Origin of the sequence: Pseudomonas kitaguniensis (assembly GCF_049199985.1) — a bacterium.
GTDB lineage: Bacteria > Pseudomonadota > Gammaproteobacteria > Pseudomonadales > Pseudomonadaceae > Aquipseudomonas > Aquipseudomonas kitaguniensis.
Genome location: NZ_JBLZPT010000007.1, coordinates 153,100 through 173,867 on the forward strand (window position 1 = coordinate 153,100; position 20,768 = coordinate 173,867).

Sequence of the window (20,768 nt, forward strand, 5' to 3'; positions counted from 1 at the left end):
CGGATTGATCCATGTCTTCTCGCGAGATCCGCATCGCCACCCGTAAAAGCGCCTTGGCCTTGTGGCAGGCCGAATACGTCAAAGCGCGTCTTGAACAGGCCCACCCGGGGCTGAAAGTGTCCCTGGTGCCCATGGTCAGTCGCGGCGACAAGTTGCTCGACTCACCGTTGTCGAAAATCGGCGGCAAGGGTCTGTTCGTCAAGGAACTGGAAACCGCGCTGCTGGAAAACGAAGCCGACATCGCCGTGCATTCGATGAAAGACGTGCCGATGGATTTCCCCGAAGGCTTGGGCCTGTATTGCATCTGCGAGCGCGAAGACCCGCGCGATGCTTTTGTCTCCAACCATTTCGCTTCTCTGGAGGCGCTGCCTCTGGGCAGTGTCGTCGGCACATCGAGCTTGCGTCGGCAGGCGCAGTTATTGACCCGGCGCCCAGACCTGCAAATTCGCTTCCTGCGTGGCAACGTCAACACCCGCTTGGCCAAGCTGGATGCCGGCGAATATGACGCGATCATCCTCGCCGCCGCAGGCTTGATTCGCTTGGGCTTCGAAGACCGCATCACCTCGGCCATCAGCGTCGAAGACAGCTTGCCCGCAGGCGGGCAGGGCGCAGTCGGCATCGAATGCCGTACCGCCGACGCTGACATTCACGCACTGCTCAAACCCCTTGATCACCCTGACACTGAAGTGCGTGTCACCGCCGAGCGCGCGCTCAACAAGCACCTTAACGGTGGCTGCCAGGTGCCGATTGCCTGCTACGCCGTGCTTGAAGGCGAAAACCTTTGGCTGCGTGGTTTGGTCGGCGATCCGGCTGGCGGCACGCTGCTCACCGCTGAGATACGCGGGCCGCAACGCGATGCCAGCGCGCTGGGTATCCAGGTGGCAGAAGAGCTGCTGGAAAAAGGCGCAGGCGCCATCCTGCAAAAAATCTACGGCGAGGAAGGGCCGCGGTGAACACCTGGCGAGTATTGCTGACGCGACCTGCCGAGGAGTCGGCAGCGCTGGCTGCGTCGTTGTCTGACGTCGGCATTTTCAGCAGCAGCTTGCCCTTGCTCGACATCGAAGCCTTGCCGGTCACGGCTGAGCAACAGGCGGTGTTTCGTGAGCTGGGTCGCTATAACGCGGTGATCGTGGTCAGCAAGCCAGCGGCGCGCCTTGCCCTGCAGCAGTTGGATCAGCCTTGGCCGCACGTGCAATGGTTCAGCGTAGGCGCCGCCACTGCGCGGCTATTGGCCGATCACGGCCTCAACGTTGAATACCCGCAAGCCGGCGACGACAGCGAGGCGTTGCTTGCATTGCCCGCCTTGCGTGAGGCGGTCGCAGGCCCCGCCGCCAACGTGTTGATCTTGCGTGGCGAGGGCGGTCGAGAGCTGCTGGCTGAGCGTTTGCGCGAGCAAGGTGCTAGTGTCGACTACCTGGAGTTGTATCGTCGTTCACTGCCGGCGTACGACGCGGGGGTGTTGATGCAACGCATCCAGTTGGAACGCTTGAACGGCGTGGTGGTCAGCAGTGGGCAGGGTTTTTTACACCTGCAAGCTCTGGCCGGCGATGATTGGCCGCAGGTGGCGAAGCTGCCGTTGTTCGTGCCCAGCCCGCGGGTCTATGAAATGGCGCGTGCCGCTGGCGCAGAAAAAGTTGTGGATTGTCGTGGCGCGAGTGCCGCGGCTTTGTTAGTGGCGTTGCGCAGCTCTGCCGTATGAGGCAGGCCGCCGCCACTCTCTGATACGCAAAGGACGGATACGTGAGCGAAACAGCCTTGCCTAAAGATGAAACCCAACCCGCACTTGATGCGCCGGTTGAGTCACCGGTCACCGCGCCACGTCGTGGCAATGGCCTGGCAATCGTAGCCCTGCTGCTCGGTGCCGCGGGGGTTGCTGTCGGCGGTTGGGGTATTTGGCAGGTCCGTGCCCTGCAAGCCAGCAGTCAGCAACAACTGAGCCAGGTGCAGACCCTTGATGACCAATCGCAAACCCTCAAGCAGAGCCAACAACAGTTGGCCGCACGCTTGGCGCAGTTACCTGCCGCGGATGAGCTGGAAGAGCGGCGCCGTCTGGTCGCCCAGTTACAGGGCGATCAACAGCGCCTGAGCCAGCGTCTGGAAACCGTGCTGGGTGCCAGCCGCCAAGACTGGCGCCTGGCCGAAGCCGAGCATCTGATCCGCCTTGCCAGCTTGCGTTTGTCGGCTTTGCAGGACATCAACAGTGCGCAGTCGCTGGTTCAGGGTGCCGACGAAATTCTACGCGAGCAAAGCGATCCAGGCGCTTACGCCGCTCGCGAGCAATTGTCCAAAAGCCTTGCCGCGTTGCGCAGTACCGAGCAGCCAGACCGCACCGGTTTGTACCTGCAACTGGCGGCGTTGCGCGATCAGGTCGTGCAGTTGGCGGCTATCGCGCCGGAATACGAGCTTACCGAACCGTCCTCCAAAGGGCCGTCGAGCGCTGAGCCCGAGAGCCGCTGGAGCCAATGGTGGGAGCATATTTCCCGCTACTTCCGCATCGACTTTAACCCTGACGATAATATTCGCCCATTACTCGCAGGCCAGGGTTTGAACCAGGTACGTCTGGCCCTGAGCCTGGCGCTGGAGCAGGCGCAGTGGGCTGCACTCAACGGCGAAACGGCGGTGTACAGCCGTTCTCTGGGTGAAGCGCGCAGTGTGCTGCAAGACAACTTCAATCAGGAAAACCCGCAGAGCAAGGCAATGCTGGCGCGTATCGCCGAGCTTGAGCCTAAAGCCGTCTCCGTTGTCACGCCGGACCTGGCCGCCAGCCTCGCGGCAGTGCAGGCCTACCTTGAGCGCCGGCATTTGTCTGCCGATGAAGCCAAGGCGTCGGCGGGCACGCCGGCGAAGCAGGAGTAGAGCCGATGAAGCGTTTCTATGTGATCCTGGTGCTGGTGATTGCGATCACCCTGGCATTGGCCGTGGGTATTTCGAAACACACCGGCTACGTGCTGATTACCTATCCCCATGTGCTCAATTACGAGTCGAGCCTGTGGGCTTCGTTGTTGGGGCTGTTTGCCATCGGCCTGGCGATCTACGTAGTTCGTGTGTTGCTGAGTTTGCTCACCACCTCCGGTGGCGTGGTCAACCCGTGGTCGCGGCGCAATCGTAGCCGTCGTGTGCAAATTGCGATTGAGCAGGGCCAGATGGACCTTGCCGAAGGCCGCTGGGCGAGTGCCGAGCGTCACTTGCATCGCGCCGCAGAGGCGGAGCGCCACCCTTTGCTGTACTACCTCGGGGCTGCGCGTGCGGCCAACGAGCAGGGCCGTTATGACGAGTCTGACGGTCTGTTGGAACGCGCTCTGGAGCGTCAGCCACAGGCTGAACTGGCCATCGCCTTGAGCCATGCGCAATTGCAGATGGACCGTGGCGATACTGACGGTGCGCTGGTGACCTTGCAGGCCATGCACGAGCGTCACCCGCGTAACCCACAGGTGTTGCGCCAGTTGCAGCGCCTGCATCAGCAGCGTGGTGATTGGTCGTCGGTGATTCGTTTGTTGCCGGAATTGCGCAAAGACAAAGTGATTCCAGGCACCGAGCTGGCCGAACTTGAGCGTCGCGCCTGGGGTGAAAACCTGGGCTTGGCCGCGCACCATCAAGAGCAGGGCGAAGCGGGTTTGCAATCCCTGGAGCGCGCTTGGGAGCAACTGACTTCGGCCCAGCGCCAAGAACCGCAGTTGGTGGTGGCTTATGCTGAGCAACTGCGTCGGCTCGGCGCCGATGCCAAGGCTGAGGAAGTGTTGCGCGGCGCCATCAAGCGCGGCTATGACAGCCACCTGATCCGGCTCTATGGTTTGCTGCGCGGCGCTGATCCGGCCCGGCAGTTGAAATTCGCCGAAGGCTGGCTCAAGGACCATCCCGGTGATGCCAGCCTGCTGCTGACCCTGGGCCGCCTGTGTCTGCAAAACAGTTTGTGGGGCAAGTCGCGGGACTACCTGGAAAGCAGCCTGCGGGTGCAGCGTAATCCTGAAGCCTGTGCGGAGTTGGCGCGTCTGCTGGCACAGTTGGGTGATACCGAGCGCAGTAATCAACTGTTCCAGGAGGGCCTGGGCCTTCTGGACAGTCGTTTGCTGGCGTCACCGTTACCTGTGCCTGCTCGGGTTTAACGTAGGAAAGCGCCTGGGGTTGGCCCGGATACTTCTGAGGTCAGCCTCTCGGCACGCTGCAAGTGCTCGGTGTAGAGCGCTTGGTAGTAAATTCCTACCGCCAGTTGCTTGAAGTCATCCAGGCTCTGACGGCATATCCCTATGCTCTATCGGAATTGTCTGCTCTAACGCGTATTGAAAGGGGTAAGGCCTTTCCTCTACCGTAATGGTCTATCTCTTGCGGTACGGATAACAATGTCTTTGGCCCCTTCACGCTCCTTGTTTCTTCTGGCGTTCCTGGCCGGTGCGCTGACGTTGGGTGCGTCTTTTTATCTTGAGTACGGCGCACTGCTACGGCCTTGTTTCCTTTGCCAGGTACAGCGCATTTTTCTGGCGGCCTTCACCCTGATCAACCTGGTCGGAGCGCTCCATAGCCCCAAACGCATGGGCGCCTACCTTTACGGCTTGGCCAGCATGGGGTGTGCGCTGTTCGGTGCGATCACCGCCGTGCGCCAGGTGCTGCTACAAAATGCCGCGCCGGAGCAGGCCAACGCTTGCTGGCCAAGCCTGCATTACATGATTGAAAACCTGTCGCTGTGGCAAGCCCTGAAATCGACGGTCAAAGGCACGGTTGATTGCGTGGAGATCAACTGGACGCTGCTTGATCTGAGCCTTCCCGAGTGGAGCCTGTTGTTCTTCCTGGCGATGCTGTTCCTCGGCGCCATACAGTTTTCACGGCTGTTATTGAGCCGCCGTTTGGAGCATGCGCAGCCGTAAAAGCGATTCACGTTACGTCGGGAGGGATTAAACACTTGTATGAACTTTCTCTCCTGCGTACCTTGAAGCCATAGTCATGCGGGCATAATCTGGCCCGCACGCATTATTGAATCCGTTTGCCATTCGCGGCCTCGGTCGCCCGCTGCTTTATCCTTGAAGTGTTGCGCGAGCAAAGGGCAGCAACGCCCCTATAGGGAAGAGAGAACATCATGTTGGAAAGTTGTCAGAATGCTCAGGAACGCTGGGGTGGGGTGCACAAGCTGATCGACAGCTGGCTGAGGGCACGTCACGAGCTGGTTCGGGCCTTTGATGATCTCGGCGCCAAGCCCGAGGCCCTGGCTGAGAGTGGCGAATCGTTGCAGGATTTCTGTGGTGTGTTGGTGGACTACGTGTCTGCTGGCCATTTCGGCGTCTACGAACAACTGACCAAAGAGGCCGAGGCCTTTGACGATCAGCGTGGTCTGGACCTGGCTGAAACCATTTACCCACGCATTGATGACATCACCGAGAAGTTGCTGGCGTTCACCGACCTGTGTGATGCCGGCCAGTGTGTTGCAGAAAAATTCAAAGAGCTGGGTGGGTTGCTGCATGAGCGTTTCGAACTGGAAGACTGCCTGATCGAAGTGCTGCATAACGCCCACAAAGAACAGGCCGACGCTTTAGTCTGATTGGCGCTGCGGTAACTAAAAAACGGTGCGCATTGCGCACCGTTTTTTATTCGCTCAGTGGCGAGTGCCGAGCAGTTCGATCTCGAACACCAGCGGTGTATACGGCGGGATCAGCTCACCTGCGCCGTCGGCGCCATAGGCCTGTGCGGAGGGAATCACCAAGCGCCATTTCGCGCCTGTCGGCATCTGTTGCAGGGCAATGTTCCAGCCATTGATCACGCTGCCCAAGCGAAACCACTGAGGCTGCGTGGTCTGATCGAAGACCGTGCCATCGGGCAACCGCCCCACGTATTTCACCTGCACCTCATCACTGGCCGATGGTTTGTTGCCGCTGCCGGGCGTCAGTTCGGTGAGTAGAATGCCCTCCGGCAACTCACGCACGCCGACTGCGGCTTTTTCCCTGGTTAAAAATTGCTGTTCGGCAACGAGTGCTTTTTCACTGTGCGGCGCTTGAGCGTCGGCCGCGTTCTGCGCTTCGTGTTGGGCAAGTATCTGTTCGATACGTGCGTTGTCCAGCGCCAGTGGCTTGCCTTGATAGGCTTGCTTGAGGCCGTCGACCAAGGCCTGAATCTGCAGGTCGGGAACCTCTTGGCGCAAGCGTTCACCGAGACTTGCGCCCAGGCTGTACGCGAGGTCGTGGGAGTCTTGGTCGGTGGTTTTGGGCGGCGATTGCCCGCCTGCATTGGCTGTGCAAATCGCCAAACCAAGTGCTAGAAAAAGGTAACGCGACATCTGCATTCTCCCGCCGAAAGTGCGACGGATTATGCCAGTGTGAGTACGCAAAAAGTGCCGTGGTTTTTCGTTATAACAATAAGAATTTTGTGAAGGTGCAACGCAAGGCAAACGATACTGTCAACATGCCCTAGCGGCGGTAAGAGCAGAGGGCTAGTATGAGCCGCACCCACGTCAGCCAGGAGGTAAACCATGTCGGCCAAACAGAAGCCTGTAAATACCCCGTTGCACTTACTCCAACAACTTTCGGGCAGCTTGCTCGAACACCTGGAAAGCGCGTGTTCCCAAGCGTTGGCTGATGCAGAAAAACTGCTCGCCAAACTGGAAAAACAACGCGGTAAAGCGCAAGAAAAATTGCACAAGTCCCGCACCAAACTGCAAGGCGCCGCCACAGCCGGCAAGGCCAAGGCACAAGCCAAAGCCAAAGACGCGGTCAAAGAACTTGAAGACCTGCTGGATGCTCTTAAAGATCGTCAAGCTGAAACCCGCACCTACATTTCCCAACTCAAACGCGATGCTCAGGAAAGCCTGAAACTGGCCCAGGGCGTTGGCCGTGTGAAGGAAGCCGTGACTAAAGCGTTGGGCGCTCGTACGCCGGCAAAAGCTACTGCGCCGAAGGCTGCTGCAAAAACAGCTGCCAAGCCTGCGGCTAAAACCGCTGCTGCAAAGCCAGCCGCCAAGCCAGTGGCTAAAACTGCTGCTGCAAAGCCAGCCGCCAAGCCAGTGGCTAAAACTGCTGCTGCAAAGCCAGCCGCCAAGCCAGTGGCTAAAACTGCAGCTGCCAAACCGGCCGCCAAGCCAGTGGCTAAAACCGCTGCTGCCAAACCAGCCGCCAAGCCAGCGGCTAAAACTGCAGTTGCCAAACCGGCCGCCAAGCCAGCTGCCAAAACTGCTGCTGCCAAACCGGCCGCCAAGCCAGCTGCTAAAACCGCTGCTGCCAAACCGGCCGCCAAGCCAGTTGCTAAAACTGCTGCTGCCAAACCAGCCGCCAAGCCAGCTGCCAAAACCGCTGCTGCCAAACCAGCCGCGAAGCCAGTTGCTAAAACAACTGCTGCTAAACCAGCCGCCAAGCCAGCTGCCAAAACCGCTGCTGCCAAGCCAGCCGCGAAGCCAGTTGCTAAAACAACTGCTGCCAAACCAGCCGCCAAGCCAGTTGCTAAAACCGTTTCTGCCAAACCAGTCGCCAAGCCTGCTGCTGCAAAACCAGCTGCCCAGCCAGCCGCCGCCAAGCCAACTACCCCCGCAGCGTCCACCGCTGCAACTGCGCCGGCGAGCACCACGCCAGCACCGGCAGCGCCAAGCACTACCCCAACCAGCGCTTCCTAAGTGCTGGTGGTCACAACGCGCAGCGACAGCAGCGCGTCGTGGTGAAGGTTGGCGGCTTCGGCCGCCAAGCCTTCGAGCCATCTATGTTGCCCCCTCGACTCACCTGTCGGCCATGCCTGCGCCATTGCCTCCAGGCGCGCCAACAACGCTCGCTCGGCGTCCAGCTCCAAGGCTTTGACCCGCTCGCGTAACGTCGCCAATTGTTCATCCTGCTGCGCCATGGCCCGCCATTGCAGGCGTACCTGCCGCAAGGGTTCGACCACGTCTGTCTGCCAAGGCTCGGCAAGCTGTTTAAGCGCCTGCATGCGCTCGGCTGTCGGCGCCACACCTCGCTGCTCCAGCCACGCGCCACACAGCAACAGGCACACATTCGCGCCGTTTTCCTGCAGGCGCAGGCAAGCAGCCTCGACGCCCGGGCGGGCGTAAGTCGAAAGGGCAAAGCTCCACAGGTCAGCGCACATATTCACACCCAAGCCAGCGGCCAACGAAGCTGGTAGACTCCGCCGCCATTATGATCCGACTTCAAAGCCTAACATTACAGCGTGGCCCGCAACGTCTTCTTGAAGACGCCGAGCTGACCCTGCACGCCGGTCACAAAGCCGGCCTGATCGGTGCCAATGGCGCCGGCAAATCCACGTTGTTCGCCTTGTTGCTGGGTGAGCTGACCCCGGATTCCGGGGACTGCTTGCTGCCTGCCGACTGGCGCATTGCGCATATGCGCCAGGAGATCGACACGCTGGACCGCATTGCGGTCGACTACGTGCTCGACGGCGACCTGCGTTTGCGCCAGGTACAACGTGATCTGGCCGAGGCCGAGAACGCCCAGGACGGCGCCGCCCAAGCCCGCCTGCACTCGGAACTCGACAGTGCCGACGGCTACACCGCCGACGCGCGTGCGCGCAAAATGCTTGCCGGCCTTGGTTTTACCAACGAACAGATGGACCGCCCGGTCGCCGACTTCTCCGGCGGCTGGCGCATGCGCCTGAATCTGGCGCAGGCGCTGATGTGCCCTTCGGACCTGTTGCTGCTCGACGAACCGACCAACCACTTGGACCTCGATGCGATCCTGTGGCTGGAAGACTTCCTCAAGAGCTACCCCGGCACGTTGCTGCTGATTTCCCACGACCGGGATTTTCTCGACGCAGTGGTCGATAACATCGCCCACGTTGAACAGAAGAAAATCACCCTTTACCGTGGCGGCTACACTGCCTTCGAGCGCGCGCGCGCCGAGCGTCTGGCCCAGCAACAGCAAGCGTTCGAGAAGCAGCAGGCGCAGCGTGCGCACATGGAAAGCTACATCGCCCGTTTCAAGGCCCAAGCCACCAAGGCGCGTCAGGCCCAGAGCCGGATCAAAGCCCTGGAGCGCATGGAAGAGCTGTCGGCGGCCCACGTTGATTCGCCGTTCGACTTTGTATTCCGCGAGTCGGTAAAAATCTCCAGCCCGCTGCTGGACCTCTCGGATGCACGCCTCGGTTATGGCGAAAAAACCATCCTGGAGAAGGTCAAGCTGCAGCTCACACCGGGCGCACGCATCGGTTTGCTCGGGCCTAACGGCGCGGGCAAGTCCACGCTGATCAAGAACCTCTCGGGCGAATTGCAACCGCTGGCCGGCCGCCTGACCCGTGGCGAAAACCTGGTGGTGGGCTACTTTGCCCAGCATCAGTTGGATTCGCTCGATTCCAAAGCGAGCCCGCTGCTGCACCTGCAACGCTTGGCGCCGACCGAGCGTGAACAGGTACTGCGCGACTTCCTTGGCGGTTTTGACTTCCGTGGCGCGCGCATTGATGAGCCCGTGTTGAATTTCTCGGGCGGTGAAAAAGCCCGCCTGGCCTTGGCGTTGATCGCTTGGGACCGGCCGAACCTGCTGTTGCTCGACGAACCGACCAACCACCTGGACCTGGAAATGCGCCTGGCGCTGACCATGGCCCTGCAGGAGTTCAGCGGCGCGGTACTGGTGGTGTCTCACGATCGCCACTTGCTCAAGAGCACGACCGACAACTTCCTGCTGGTGGCTGACGGCAAGGTCGAAGAGTTCGACGGCGACCTCGACGACTACGCCCGCTGGCTGACGGATTACCGCCTGCGTAATGCACCGACCAGCAACACCCCGGTCAACCCGGACAAAACCGACAAAAAAGCCCAGCGTCAGGCCGCCGCCGCACTGCGCCAGCAGTTGGCGCCGCACAAGCGTGAAGCCGACAAGCTGGAAGCCGAGCTGGGCAAGCTGCATGAGCGCTTGGCCAAGATCGAAACCAGCCTGGGCGACAGCGCCGTGTACGAGGCTGCGCGCAAGGACGAGCTGCGCGACCTGCTGGCCGAACAGGCCAGGCTCAAGGTGCGCGAAGGGCAATTGGAGGAAACCTGGATGGAGGCCCTCGAGCTGCTGGAAACCCTGCAAGCGGAGCTGGAGGCGCTGTCCTGATGGAAGCGCTGCAACTGCCGTTGCCGACTCAGTGGGTCGAGCCATTGTGGGTCGGCGTGCAAATCCTGCTGATCCTGTTGGCCGGGTACTTCGCCCAGCGTTTCGTCGCCAAAGGCCTCAACCGCTTGGGTGAGCGCTACCCGTTCCCGCCGCAACTGCTGATGCCCCTGCGCGGCGGCTTGCGCTGGCTGATCATGGGCAGCGCGCTGATCTTCGTGCTGGGCCGCCTTGGCGTATCGGCCACGGTGTTATGGACGGCGCTGTCGGGGTTTGTCGCAGTTGCCGCCGTGGCGTTCTTCGCCATGTGGTCGGTGCTGTCCAACCTGCTGTGCGCCATCTTGATCTTCACCGTCGGGCCGTTTCGCCTCGGTGACATCGTCGAGCTGGTGGACACCGTCGACAAACCCGGCGTAAAAGGCCGCGTGGTGGCAATTAACCTGCTCTACACCACGCTGATTGAAGTGGCAGAAGCCGGCACCGACAGCGCGATGGTGCAAGTGCCCAATAGCCTGTTCTTCCAGCGTTCGGTAAGGCGTTGGCCGGGCACTCACGTGTTCCCCGGCGATCACTAGCCTTTACGGCCGGTAAAAATAGATAGCCAGCCTTTGGTCGGCGGAGTTAGCTTTAGGCATAACTGCTGACTTCCCCCTGAGGTGTGTAATGGCACTCGACACATGGCTGGCGTTTTTCCTGGCCAGTTGGATCATCTCCCTTTCCCCTGGCGCAGGCGCTATCGCTTCGATGTCCAGCGGCCTGCAATACGGTTTCCTGCGCGGTTACTGGAACGCCATTGGCCTGCAATTGGGCCTGGCGATGCAGATTGCCGTGGTGGCGGGCGGGCTGGGTGCCATTCTGGCGGCGTCTTCTACCGCGTTCTATGTGATCAAATGGTTTGGCGTGGCGTACCTGGTGTACCTGGCGATCAAGCAATGGCGAGCGCTGCCCATGGACATGAGCGACAGCGCGGCGGTGCGTCCTATCGGCAAGCCGCTGGCGATGATGTTTCGCGGTTTTCTGGTCAACGCCAGCAACCCCAAGGCCTTGGTGTTCATGCTGGCGGTGCTGCCGCAGTTCGTGAACCCGCAAGCGCCTTTGTTGAGCCAATACCTGATGCTGGGCGCGACGATGATCTGCGTCGACATGATCGTCATGGCCGGTTACACGGGGCTCGCGTCGAAAGTCTTGCGCCTGCTGCGCACGCCCAAGCAGCAAAGGCGCATGAACCGTACATTTGCCGGGTTGTTCGTGGGGGCTGCGGGTTTTCTCGCCAGCTTGCACCGCGCAACGGCATAAGCCTCGATTTGGAGCCCGTTACGGGTTAGATCAAAAGCGTTTTTTTGTGGGAGCGGGCTTGCTCGCGATGCAGACACCTCGGGCCATCAGGTACACCGGGTTGATGCCATCGCGAGCAAGCCCGCTCCCGCATTGGTTTCGGCGCTGCAACATTCTCTTGGTGTTTTTCGCTTAACGTTCAACAATGTGTTACTTCTTATTTCCCCTTGAGATTGATTGATGATTGCGCCGTTCCGTTTTCTTGCATGGTTGCTGTTGCCGGCCCTTATGGCGTGCAGCAACACTCTGCTGGCCGCAACTGCTGAGGGGGCTCCGCAAGCCCTGCATTTACTGGACTACATTGGCGCTGACTACCCGCCGACGGTAGAGGCGGGCAAGGTTATCGATGAAACTGAATACCGCGAGCAACTGGAGTTTCTCCGTGTGTTGCAGGGTTTGGTGGCTGAACTGCCGCAAAGGCCGCAACGTGCAGAGTTGATCCAGGGCGTCGATGACCTGTTAGCGGCGGTAACGGCGCGCCAGGACGGCGCAACAGTTGCTCGCCAAGCCCGTCAACTGGGCGCCAGGCTGGCGGTGGCGTATGAAGTCAGCCAGGCCCCGGCGATTACCCCCGACCCCACGCGTGGTGCCCCGCTTTACGCTCAGCATTGCTCGGTGTGCCATGGCGCTGCCGGCGCCGGTGATGGCCCTGCCAGCGTGGGCATGACGCCAGCGCCCGCCAACCTGCGCGATGCTGCGCGGATGGACCGCCTGAGCCTTTACGCGATCTACAGCACCCTTGGTCTTGGCGTCGAAGGCACTGATATGCCGTCCTTCGCCGACCAATTGGATGACCGTCAGCGCTGGGACCTGGCCACCTACATCGCCAGCTTCACGGCGGACCCGGCTGCCGCAAAAACCGAACAACCGTTCAACCTCGCCGACCTGGCCCGCCAGACGCCGAATGAAGTGCTGGCTGCAAACGGCGCCGCCGCCGCTGCGACCTTCCGCGCCCAGCGCGCGCAACCGCCGCAGGTCAAGCGTGGCCCGGCGCAGTTGCTCGACTACACCGCCAGCACCTTGGACAAGAGCCTCGCCGCCTTCCGTAGCGGTGATCACGAGCAGGCCTACGACCTGTCGGTGGCGGCGTACCTGGAAGGTTTTGAGCTGGTCGAAAGCTCCCTGGACAACGTCGATGCGAATGTACGCAAGGACACCGAGAAAGCCCTGATGGCTTATCGGCAGTCGTTGCAGGACGGCCTGCCGGTCGAGCAGGTGCAATTGCGTCTGGACGTGGCCAAGGCCAAGCTCACTGAATCCGCCGGCTTGCTGGGCAGTGATGGCCTGAGCTGGTCGTTGAGCTACATCTCGGGCCTGTTGATTCTGCTGCGCGAAGGCCTGGAAGCGATTCTGGTGCTGGCGGCGATCCTTGCGTTCCTGCGTAACACCGGCCAGCAATCGGCGGTGCGCAGCGTAAACGTCGGCTGGGGCCTGGCACTGTTGGCCGGTTTGGCGACGTGGGCGCTGGCGGCGTATGTGATTGACGTCAGCGGTGCCCAGCGCGAATTGCTCGAAGGCTGCACGGCGTTGTTCGCCAGCGTGATGGTGCTGTGGCTGGGTGTGTGGATGCACGACCGGCGCCACGCAGCGGCCTGGCAGGACTACATCAAGAGCAGCCTGGTGGGCGGCGGTGGGCGCTTCGGTTTTGCGATGCTGGCGTTCTTCTCGGTGTATCGCGAACTGTTCGAAGTGATCCTGTTTTACGAAACACTGTGGCTGCAAGCTGGCCCGGCCGGGCACAACGCGGTGCTGGCGGGTGGCGCCACGGCGTTGGTGTTGCTGGTGGGCCTTGCGTGGGTGATCCTGCGGGGTTCGGCGAAGCTGCCATTGGCGTTGTTCTTCGGCATCAACGCGGCGCTGTTGTGCGCGCTGTCGGTGGTGTTCGCAGGCCATGGCGTCAAGGCACTGCAGGAAGCGGGCATCTTCGGCACGCGGCCGGTGGCGTTCTTTGACTTCGACTGGCTGGGCATTCATGCCGATGCGTACTCGCTGAGTGCGCAGGCCGTGGCGATCCTGGCGATTGTGCTGCTGTATGGCCGCAGCCGGCTGGCCGAGAAACGCCGCGTGAGCGCTTAAGCGGGTACGGCCCGTGTCGATGTGAGGAGTGTGTATGCGCGTGTGGATCGATGCGGACGCCTGCCCTCGGGCGGCCAAGGACCAAGTGGTGAAGTTTGCCCTCAAGCGCCAGTTCGAGGTGCTGCTGGTGGCGGGGCAAAGCCAGATCAAGCCGAGCTTTGCCTGTGTGAAGCTGATCGTGGTGCCCAGCGGCCCGGACGCGGCAGATGATTACCTGGTAGAACACGCGGTGCCCGGTGAGCTGGTCATCTGCAGTGATGTGCCATTGGCTGACCGGCTGGTGAAGAAGGGCGTGACCGCGCTAGACCCGCGCGGCAAGGAGTTCAGCCCGGCGAACATGAGCGAGCGGCTGGCGGTGCGTAACTTGTTCACGGACCTGCGCGAGCAGGGGCAAATGGGCGGCGGGCCACCGCCGCATGGGGAAAAGGACAAGCAGGCGTTTGCCAATGCCCTGGACCGGATTCTTACGAAGTTGATGCGCCAGGCCTGAGCTGTGGCCATCAACCACAGAAGGCCCGATCACGCGGGTCAGTCGTTCTCGTGGGTCAGCTCCAACACGCGATCTACGAGTTTGTTAATGCCCGACGCAACCTCGCTGATGCTCTTGCCCACCATATACGCCGGGGTGCTTACCAACTTGCGTGCCGTGTCTTCGACAATATCCTCAACCGAGCATTCGCGGTGGGTGGCGCCCATCTTGTCGAGCGCGGCCGCAGTGTCGGCGTCATTGCCGATGGTGCAGGTGACGCCGGGGCCGTAGATTTTCGCGGCGAGCGCTGGCGAGATGCAGATCAGCCCCACCGGCTTGCCGGCTTCGGCAAAGGCTTCAGCCAGTTCCAGCACCTGTGGGTTAACGCTGCAACCGGCGCCTTCGACGGCAAAGTTCGACAGGTTTTTTGCTGCGCCAAACCCGCCAGGCACGATCAGCGCATCGAACGCGTCGGCGTTGGCCTGAGCAATGTCCTTCACCTCACCGCGGGCAATGCGTGCCGACTCCACCAGCACGTTGCGAGACTCGGGCATTTCTTCACCGGTGATGTGGTTGATCACGTGCAGTTGAGCGATATTTGGCGCAAAACATTGGACCTGAGCACCGCGCTGATCCAGGCGCAGCAGCGTGATCACGCTTTCGTGGATCTCGGCGCCGTCATACACGCCACAGCCGGAAAGGATCACCGCAATTTTTTTGCTCATGAGTATGTCTCCCTATTTCTTGGCGTTAAATGTCTACTAATTTGTCATCGGTTGCCATTGGGATCTGCTGCCACTACCCCTAATTTGATGTAACAAAAAACATCGGGCTCAGCCCTGCACAGAACGCTCTTTACATGGATCGCAATGATGGCGGGGTGTTCATTATTTGCGGCTGACGGTTTGGCGTCGGCGCGGGGTCGCCCACCACAGCACTGGCCCGCGGGTGGGGCGTGATGACGTTTGGGCGGCTTACGTTGGGCGTGGCGCTGAATAGCCACGGGTGTGGCTGGCTGCGCTGTTGAGTGGCAGCCTGCTCTGCAGGGTCGGTCTCTACGGCTGCAGAGACCGGCTTACTCCACCGGTGTTTTGGGTGCGTCGCCCGCGGCAGGCTCGGTGGCAGGCTCGGCGGCGAGCCGGGCCTTGGCATCCGCGCAGGCCTGGCGGGCAATGCGCGCGTTCTTGAAACGGCGGCGCAACCACAGGCCCAAGCCCAATAACACCAGGGCGCCCAGCACCCACAGCTCGTATTTCTTGACGCTGCCGAGCATGCCTTCCAGCACCGCGCCAAAGTGGTAAGCCGCAGCGCCCAGCGCTGCGGCCCAGACCGCTGCGCCGATACCGTTGAGGATCAAATAGCGCACCGGCGGATAGCCCGACAAGCCGATCGCCACGGGCATCACCGTGCGCAACCCGTAGACGAACCGGAAGCTCAGCACCCAGATGTCGGGATGCTTGCGGATATGCTCCAGGGCCTTGTCGCCCATCAATTGCCAGCGCGGTTTGCGCGCCAACAATTTGCGGCCGTGTTTGCGCCCCATGAAGTACCAAAGCTGGTCGCCGGCGTAGCTGCCAAAAAAGGCAACGACCACCACAAAATTGATGTCCATGTACCCACGGAACGCCAGGAAGCCTGCGAGCACCAGAATGGTCTCGCCTTCGAAGAACGTCCCGAGGAAGAGGGCAAAGTAGCCGAAGTCATGCAGAAATTGTTGAAGCATGGTCTAGGGTGCTGGCGAAATGAACGCGCAGCCTACGCCTTCACGAACATTCATGAAAGTATCGAGATGTGTCACGAAGTGAACAATTCTTACAGAAATGACGAATGCACCTACAGGTTGCGTCGATAAGCACAACTGTCATTCGTTCGTCATAATGGCCGCTTATAACTGCAACGCTCGCCCGTAACGCGGGCTCAGGAGTCTGTCGTGAGCTTTACCCCTGCCAATCGGCTATTCCCGGCCACGCGTCTGCGGCGCAATCGGCGTGATGATTTTTCTCGTCGCCTGGTGCGTGAAAACGTGTTGACGACGGATGACCTGATTTTGCCGGTGTTTGTGCTGGACGGCGAAAATCGTCGGGAAGCTGTGGCGTCGATGCCGGGTGTGGAGCGCTTGACGATTGATCTGCTGCTGATCGAGGCGGCGAAGTGGGTTGAACTGGGGATTCCGGCGCTGGCGTTGTTTCCGGTAACGCCGCCTGAACTCAAGTCCCTTGACGCTGCCGAAGCCTGGAACCCGCAAGGCATCGCCCAGCGCGCTACCCGTGCGTTGCGTGAGCGTTTCCCTGAGTTGGGTGTGATCACCGACGTGGCGCTGGACCCGTTCACCACGCACGGCCAGGATGGCATTCTTGACGAAGACGGCTATGTTCAAAACGACATTACCGTTGATGCGCTGGTCAGGCAGGCGTTGTCCCACGCGGCGGCAGGTGCACAAGTGGTTGCGCCGTCGGACATGATGGACGGTCGTATCCAGGCGATTCGCGAAGCGTTGGAGCTGGCCGATCACGTTAACGTAAGAATCATGGCCTATTCGGCCAAGTACGCCAGCGCCTACTACGGCCCGTTCCGCGACGCGGTCGGTTCGGCGCTGAACCTGGGCAAAGCCAACAAGGCGTCGTACCAGATGGACCCGGCCAACAGCCATGAAGCCCTGCACGAAGTGGCCGCCGACTTGGCCGAAGGTGCCGACATGGTGATGGTCAAACCCGGAATGCCCTACCTGGACATCCTTTACCGGGTTAAAGAGGAATTCAAAGTGCCGACCTTTGTCTATCAGGTCAGCGGTGAATACGCCATGCACATGGCCGCGATCCAGAATGGTTGGTTGAGTGAAGGGGTGATCCTCGAATCCCTGACTGCCTTTAAACGTGCTGGCGCTGATGGCATTCTGACCTACTTCGCCGCCCGCGCCGCCCAATTGCTTAGAGAGCAACAATAGCCCTCACAGGAACACTCGATGAATACCGAAGGCCTTTCAGAAGTTGCCGTAAAAGACGCTCACCCGGTGGTGGAAAAAGTCACTGAAACCCCACCGGAGCTGGAGCCGGCCCCGCCTGTAGTGGTGGCCGAAGCGCCCGCGCCGGCCCCGGTTGCCGCCGTCACCAACCTGGATGACAGTAGCCTGTACATCCACCGCGAGCTGTCACAACTGCAATTCAATATCCGCGTGCTGGAACAGGCACTGGATGAGTCCTATCCGCTGCTGGAACGGCTGAAATTCCTGCTGATTTTCTCCAGCAACCTGGACGAGTTTTTCGAGATTCGCGTTGCCGGCCTCAAGAAACAAATTACTTTTGCCCGCGAGCAAGCCGGGGCCGACGGCCTGCAGCCGCATCAAGCGCTGGCACGTATCAGCGAGCTGGTGCACGGCCATGTGGATCGCCAATACGCGATCCTCAATGACATCCTGCTGCCGGAGCTGGAAAAACATCAGGTCCGCTTCATTCGTCGTCGCCAATGGACCACCAAGATCAAAACCTGGGTGCGCCGCTATTTCCGCGATGAGATCGCGCCGATCATCACCCCGATCGGCCTCGACCCGACGCACCCGTTCCCGCTGCTGGTGAACAAGAGCCTGAACTTCATCGTCGAACTGGAAGGTATTGATGCCTTCGGCCGCGACTCCGGCCTTGCGATCATCCCGGCACCGCGTCTGTTGCCACGCATCATCAAGTTACCGGAAGAGGTAGGGGGGGCTGGCGACAACTATGTATTCCTTTCGTCGATGATCCACGCGCATGCCGATGACTTGTTCCAGGGCATGAAGGTGAAAGGCTGCTACCAGTTCCGCCTGACCCGTAACGCCGACCTGGCGCTGGATTCCGAAGACGTCGAAGACTTGGCCCGTGCACTGCGCGGCGAGCTGTTCTCGCGCCGTTACGGCGATGCGGTGCGCCTTGAAGTGGCGGACACTTGCCCCAAACACCTGTCGGACTACCTGCTCAAGCAGTTCAATCTGAGCGAAAGCGAGCTGTACACGGTGAATGGCCCGGTGAACTTGACGCGTCTGTTCAGCATTACCGGCCTGGACAGCCACCCGGAGCTGCAATACACGCCGTTCACTCCGCAGATCCCGAAACTGCTGCAAAACAGCGAGAACATCTTCAGCGTGGTGAGCAAGCAGGACATCCTGCTGCTGCACCCGTTCGAGTCGTTTACGCCGGTGGTCGACCTGCTGCGCCAGGCTGCCAAGGACCCGCATGTGTTGGCCGTACGCCAGACGCTGTACCGCAGCGGCGCCAACTCGGAAATCGTCGATGCCCTGGTAGACGCTGCGCGTAACGGCAAGGAAGTTACGGCAGTGATCGAGCTGCGTGCGCGGTTTGATGAAGAGTCCAACCTGCAACTCGCCAGTCGCCTGCAAGCCGCCGGTGCGGTGGTGATCTACGGCGTGGTCGGCTTCAAGACCCACGCCAAGATGATGCTGATCCTGCGCCGCGAAGCCGGTGAGATCGTGCGTTACGCACACTTGGGCACCGGCAACTATCACGCCGGCAACGCCAAGCTCTACACCGACTACAGCCTGCTGACGTCCGACGCCGCCTTGTGCGAAGACGTCGGCAAGTTGTTCAGCCAGTTGATCGGCATGGGCAAGACCTTGCGCATGAAGAAGCTGCTGCACGCGCCGTTCACCCTGAAGAAGGGCATGCTCGACATGATTGCCCGCGAGACCCAGTTCGCCCTCGACGGCAAGCCGGCGCACATCATCGCCAAGTTCAACTCGCTGACCGATCCGAAGATCATCCGCGCGCTGTACAAGGCCAGCCAGTCCGGCGTGCGCATCGACTTGGTGGTGCGTGGCATGTGCTGCTTGCGGCCAGGCATTGTCGGGGTCTCGCACAACATCCACGTGCGCTCGATTATCGGCCGCTTCCTGGAACACACGCGGGTGTTCTACTTCCTCAACGGCGGCGAAGAACAGATGTTCCTTTCCAGTGCCGACTGGATGGAGCGCAACCTCGATAAGCGCGTCGAGACGTGCTTCCCGGTAGAAGGCAAGAAGTTGATCATGCGGGTCAAGAAGGAGCTGGAAAGCTACCTCACCGACAACACGCACAGCTGGAGCCTGCAGTCGGACGGCCGTTACGTGCGCAACACGCCGACCGGCAACCAGAACCCGCGCAGTGCCCAGGCAACCTTGCTGGAGAAGCTTGGCAGCCCGATTCTGTCGGTGAACTAAACGCCTGTTGGGTCTCAACAATGTGGGAGGGGGCTTGCTCCCTCCCACATTTTTTTGCAGTGTGTTTTAGATCGGCTTAACGCAAGTTCAGGCTGAACCCCACCCGCGTCAGCCAGTCGGCTTCCTGGGCGAAGTCTGCCTGGGTCAGTTGGTTCTCATCCAGCCAGCCTTTCGGGAACACCACGTCCAGGCTGTCGCCGTTGGCACGCAGTGTCACTTGGGGCATTTCCTGGGTGCCACGGATGTGGTGGAACAAAATCGCAAAACGCAGCAGCACGCACAGGCGAATCAGCTTGATGCCTTCGTCGCCGAAGTCGGCAAACTTGTCCCTGGGGATGTTGCGGCGATGGCCGCGCACCAGCAACGCCAGCATCTGTTGGTCTTCGCGGGAGAAACCAGCCAGGTCCGAGTGCTCGATCAGGTAAGCGCCGTGCTTGTGATAATGGTAGTGGGCGATGTCCAGGCCCACTTCATGCACCTTGGCGGCCCAGCCGAGCAGCTCGCGCCACACGCCGTCTTCCAGGTCCCAGTCTGCGGCCACTTGGTCAAAGGCATGCAGGGCTTTGCGCTCCACACGGGCGGCTTGTTCCAGGTCAACGTGGTAACGCTCCATCAGCGAGCTGAGGGTGCGCTCACGCACATCTTCGTGGTGATGACGGCCGAGCAGGTCGTAGAGCACGCCTTCGCGCAAAGCACCATCACAATGGTCCATGCGTTGCAGTTCGAGGGCGTCGAAGATCGCTTCGAGAATCGCCAGGCCGGCCGGGAAAATGGCGCGACGGTCGGGCTTGATGCCGTCGAAGTCGATTTTCTCTGCATCGCCCAGCTTGAACAGTTTGCGCTTGAGCCACGCGAGGCCTTCGGCGTTGACCTCACCAGCGCCATGGCCACCCGCCTTCAAGGCCAGGCCGATGGCGCGAATGGTGCCGGACGAGCCGATGGCTTCATCCCACGTCAGGCGGTGCAGGGCGTGCTCGATGCTCATGATTTCCAGCCGCGCCGCGGTGTAGGCCTGGGCATAACGTGCCGGGGTGATCTTGCCGTCCTTGAAATAACGTTGGGTATAACTGACGCAACCCATTTGCAGGCTTTCGCGCAGGAGGGGTTCGAAGCGCTGGCCGATGATGAACTCGGTACTGCCGCCGCCGATGTCCGCCACCAGGCGTTTGCCGGGGGTATCGGCCAGTGTGTGGGATACGCCGAGGTAGATCAGGCGCGCTTCTTCACGGCCGGAGATGACTTCTACAGGGTGCCCGAGGATCTGCTCGGCGCGGCGGATGAATTCGCCGCGGTTGCGCGCTTCACGCAAGGCGTTGGTGCCGACGATTCGCACGGCGCCCAAGGGCATGCCATTGATCAGTTGGGCAAAACGCTTAAGGCAATCGAGCCCGCGTTGCATGGATTCTTCGTTGAGCTGGCGCGCGTCGTCGATCCCGGCAGCCAGTTGCACTTTTTCGCCGAGCCGCTCAAGGATGCGGATCTCGCCGTTCTGGGCCTTGGCCACGACCATATGAAAGCTGTTGGAGCCCAGGTCGATGGCGGCTATCAGGGACAGATTCTTGGCTTGGGATTGCGGCATGGTTTGGGGGTCTCGGTCGATAACCCGACCATCGTGCCACGATCGACCGCTGCCGCCAACGCGTAGTGCTTCAGTAATTTCGCTGACGCTCTCTATGGGGAATTCTTGTGGGAAGTGTAG

The 20,768-nt window shown here is 60.8% G+C and carries 19 protein-coding genes; 14 read left to right on the plus strand and 5 right to left on the minus strand.

Going from position 1 to position 20,768, the window contains the following annotated elements; all coding sequences use genetic code 11:
• The first annotated feature begins 11 nt into the window (after positions 1-11).
• From hemC to ACOZK9_RS12165, 6 genes are all read left to right on the plus strand, one after another.
• A complete protein-coding gene (hemC, locus tag ACOZK9_RS12140; protein WP_122249585.1) occupies positions 12-953 on the plus strand; it encodes a hydroxymethylbilane synthase in 942 nt (313 codons plus the stop codon).
• A complete protein-coding gene (locus tag ACOZK9_RS12145) occupies positions 950-1,699 on the plus strand; it encodes a uroporphyrinogen-III synthase (RefSeq protein ID WP_421555912.1) in 750 nt (249 codons plus the stop codon). Before hemC ends, ACOZK9_RS12145 begins: the two co-directional genes overlap by 4 nt.
• A gap of 41 nt (positions 1,700-1,740) precedes the next feature.
• Entirely contained in the window at positions 1,741-2,856 is a 1,116-nt protein-coding gene (locus tag ACOZK9_RS12150; RefSeq protein ID WP_172979366.1) for a uroporphyrinogen-III C-methyltransferase, read from the plus strand.
• A 5-nt stretch (positions 2,857-2,861) separates the two neighbouring features.
• Entirely contained in the window at positions 2,862-4,103 is a 1,242-nt protein-coding gene (locus tag ACOZK9_RS12155; protein ID WP_058413796.1) for a heme biosynthesis protein HemY, read from the plus strand.
• A 234-nt stretch (positions 4,104-4,337) separates the two neighbouring features.
• Entirely contained in the window at positions 4,338-4,859 is a 522-nt protein-coding gene (locus ACOZK9_RS12160; protein ID WP_122249582.1) for a disulfide bond formation protein B, read from the plus strand.
• A gap of 209 nt (positions 4,860-5,068) precedes the next feature.
• The gene (locus ACOZK9_RS12165; RefSeq protein ID WP_058413794.1) at positions 5,069-5,527 is read left to right on the plus strand and encodes an Rsd/AlgQ family anti-sigma factor; all 459 of its coding nucleotides are present in this window, start codon (positions 5,069-5,071) and stop codon (positions 5,525-5,527) included.
• 54 nt (positions 5,528-5,581) lie between these two features.
• On the opposite strand, the gene ACOZK9_RS12170 is transcribed toward ACOZK9_RS12165, so the two are convergent.
• Positions 5,582-6,259 carry an FKBP-type peptidyl-prolyl cis-trans isomerase gene (locus ACOZK9_RS12170; RefSeq protein ID WP_152750009.1) on the minus strand — a complete coding sequence of 226 codons (678 nt, stop codon included), beginning with the start codon at positions 6,257-6,259 and terminating at the stop codon, positions 5,582-5,584.
• A gap of 192 nt (positions 6,260-6,451) precedes the next feature.
• On the opposite strand from ACOZK9_RS12170, the gene ACOZK9_RS12175 reads away from it, so the two are divergent.
• Positions 6,452-7,585, plus strand: coding sequence for an AlgP family protein (locus ACOZK9_RS12175; protein ID WP_421555913.1), 1,134 nt, complete (start codon positions 6,452-6,454; stop codon positions 7,583-7,585).
• Here the strand turns inward: ACOZK9_RS12175 and ACOZK9_RS12180 are convergent.
• On the minus strand, positions 7,582-8,046 hold the full coding sequence (locus ACOZK9_RS12180) for a TIGR02444 family protein (RefSeq protein ID WP_421555914.1): 465 nt from the start codon (positions 8,044-8,046) through the stop codon (positions 7,582-7,584). The two genes, ACOZK9_RS12175 and ACOZK9_RS12180, sit on opposite strands and share 4 nt — an antisense overlap.
• A gap of 50 nt (positions 8,047-8,096) precedes the next feature.
• Between ACOZK9_RS12180 and ACOZK9_RS12185 the strand changes: the two genes are divergently transcribed.
• The 5 genes from ACOZK9_RS12185 (at position 8,097) to ACOZK9_RS12205 (ending at position 13,905) form a co-directional block, all read left to right on the plus strand.
• Positions 8,097-10,007 carry an ATP-binding cassette domain-containing protein gene (locus ACOZK9_RS12185; protein WP_099234939.1) on the plus strand — a complete coding sequence of 637 codons (1,911 nt, stop codon included), beginning with the start codon at positions 8,097-8,099 and terminating at the stop codon, positions 10,005-10,007.
• On the plus strand, positions 10,007-10,579 hold the full coding sequence (locus ACOZK9_RS12190; protein WP_058413789.1) for a mechanosensitive ion channel family protein: 573 nt from the start codon (positions 10,007-10,009) through the stop codon (positions 10,577-10,579). The genes ACOZK9_RS12185 and ACOZK9_RS12190 overlap by 1 nt, the downstream gene beginning before the upstream one ends.
• A gap of 88 nt (positions 10,580-10,667) precedes the next feature.
• Positions 10,668-11,300 (plus strand): LysE family transporter, encoded by a 633-nt coding sequence (locus ACOZK9_RS12195; protein WP_058413788.1) that lies wholly within the window; start codon positions 10,668-10,670, stop codon positions 11,298-11,300.
• Positions 11,301-11,519: 219 nt separating this feature from the next.
• Complete coding sequence (locus ACOZK9_RS12200) at positions 11,520-13,415, plus strand: FTR1 family protein (RefSeq protein WP_421555915.1); 1,896 nt, start codon at positions 11,520-11,522, stop codon at positions 13,413-13,415.
• Between the two features lie 34 nt (positions 13,416-13,449).
• Positions 13,450-13,905, plus strand: coding sequence for a YaiI/YqxD family protein (locus tag ACOZK9_RS12205; RefSeq protein ID WP_152749231.1), 456 nt, complete (start codon positions 13,450-13,452; stop codon positions 13,903-13,905).
• 38 nt (positions 13,906-13,943) lie between these two features.
• Here ACOZK9_RS12205 and elbB read toward each other — a convergent pair whose 3' ends face one another.
• The gene (gene elbB / locus ACOZK9_RS12210; protein WP_421555916.1) at positions 13,944-14,609 is read right to left on the minus strand and encodes an isoprenoid biosynthesis glyoxalase ElbB; all 666 of its coding nucleotides are present in this window, start codon (positions 14,607-14,609) and stop codon (positions 13,944-13,946) included.
• 350 nt (positions 14,610-14,959) lie between these two features.
• Positions 14,960-15,607: a DedA family protein gene (locus tag ACOZK9_RS12215; RefSeq protein WP_058413784.1), complete on the minus strand. Its 648-nt coding sequence runs from the start codon at positions 15,605-15,607 to the stop codon at positions 14,960-14,962.
• A 207-nt stretch (positions 15,608-15,814) separates the two neighbouring features.
• On the opposite strand from ACOZK9_RS12215, the gene hemB reads away from it, so the two are divergent.
• The gene (hemB, locus tag ACOZK9_RS12220; RefSeq protein ID WP_172979511.1) at positions 15,815-16,828 is read left to right on the plus strand and encodes a porphobilinogen synthase; all 1,014 of its coding nucleotides are present in this window, start codon (positions 15,815-15,817) and stop codon (positions 16,826-16,828) included.
• Positions 16,829-16,846: 18 nt separating this feature from the next.
• Complete coding sequence (gene ppk1, locus ACOZK9_RS12225; protein WP_058413782.1) at positions 16,847-19,069, plus strand: polyphosphate kinase 1; 2,223 nt, start codon at positions 16,847-16,849, stop codon at positions 19,067-19,069.
• A 76-nt stretch (positions 19,070-19,145) separates the two neighbouring features.
• On the opposite strand, the gene ppx is transcribed toward ppk1, so the two are convergent.
• Positions 19,146-20,648 (minus strand): exopolyphosphatase, encoded by a 1,503-nt coding sequence (gene ppx, locus ACOZK9_RS12230; protein ID WP_058413781.1) that lies wholly within the window; start codon positions 20,646-20,648, stop codon positions 19,146-19,148.
• Between the last annotated feature and the right edge of the window lie 120 nt (positions 20,649-20,768).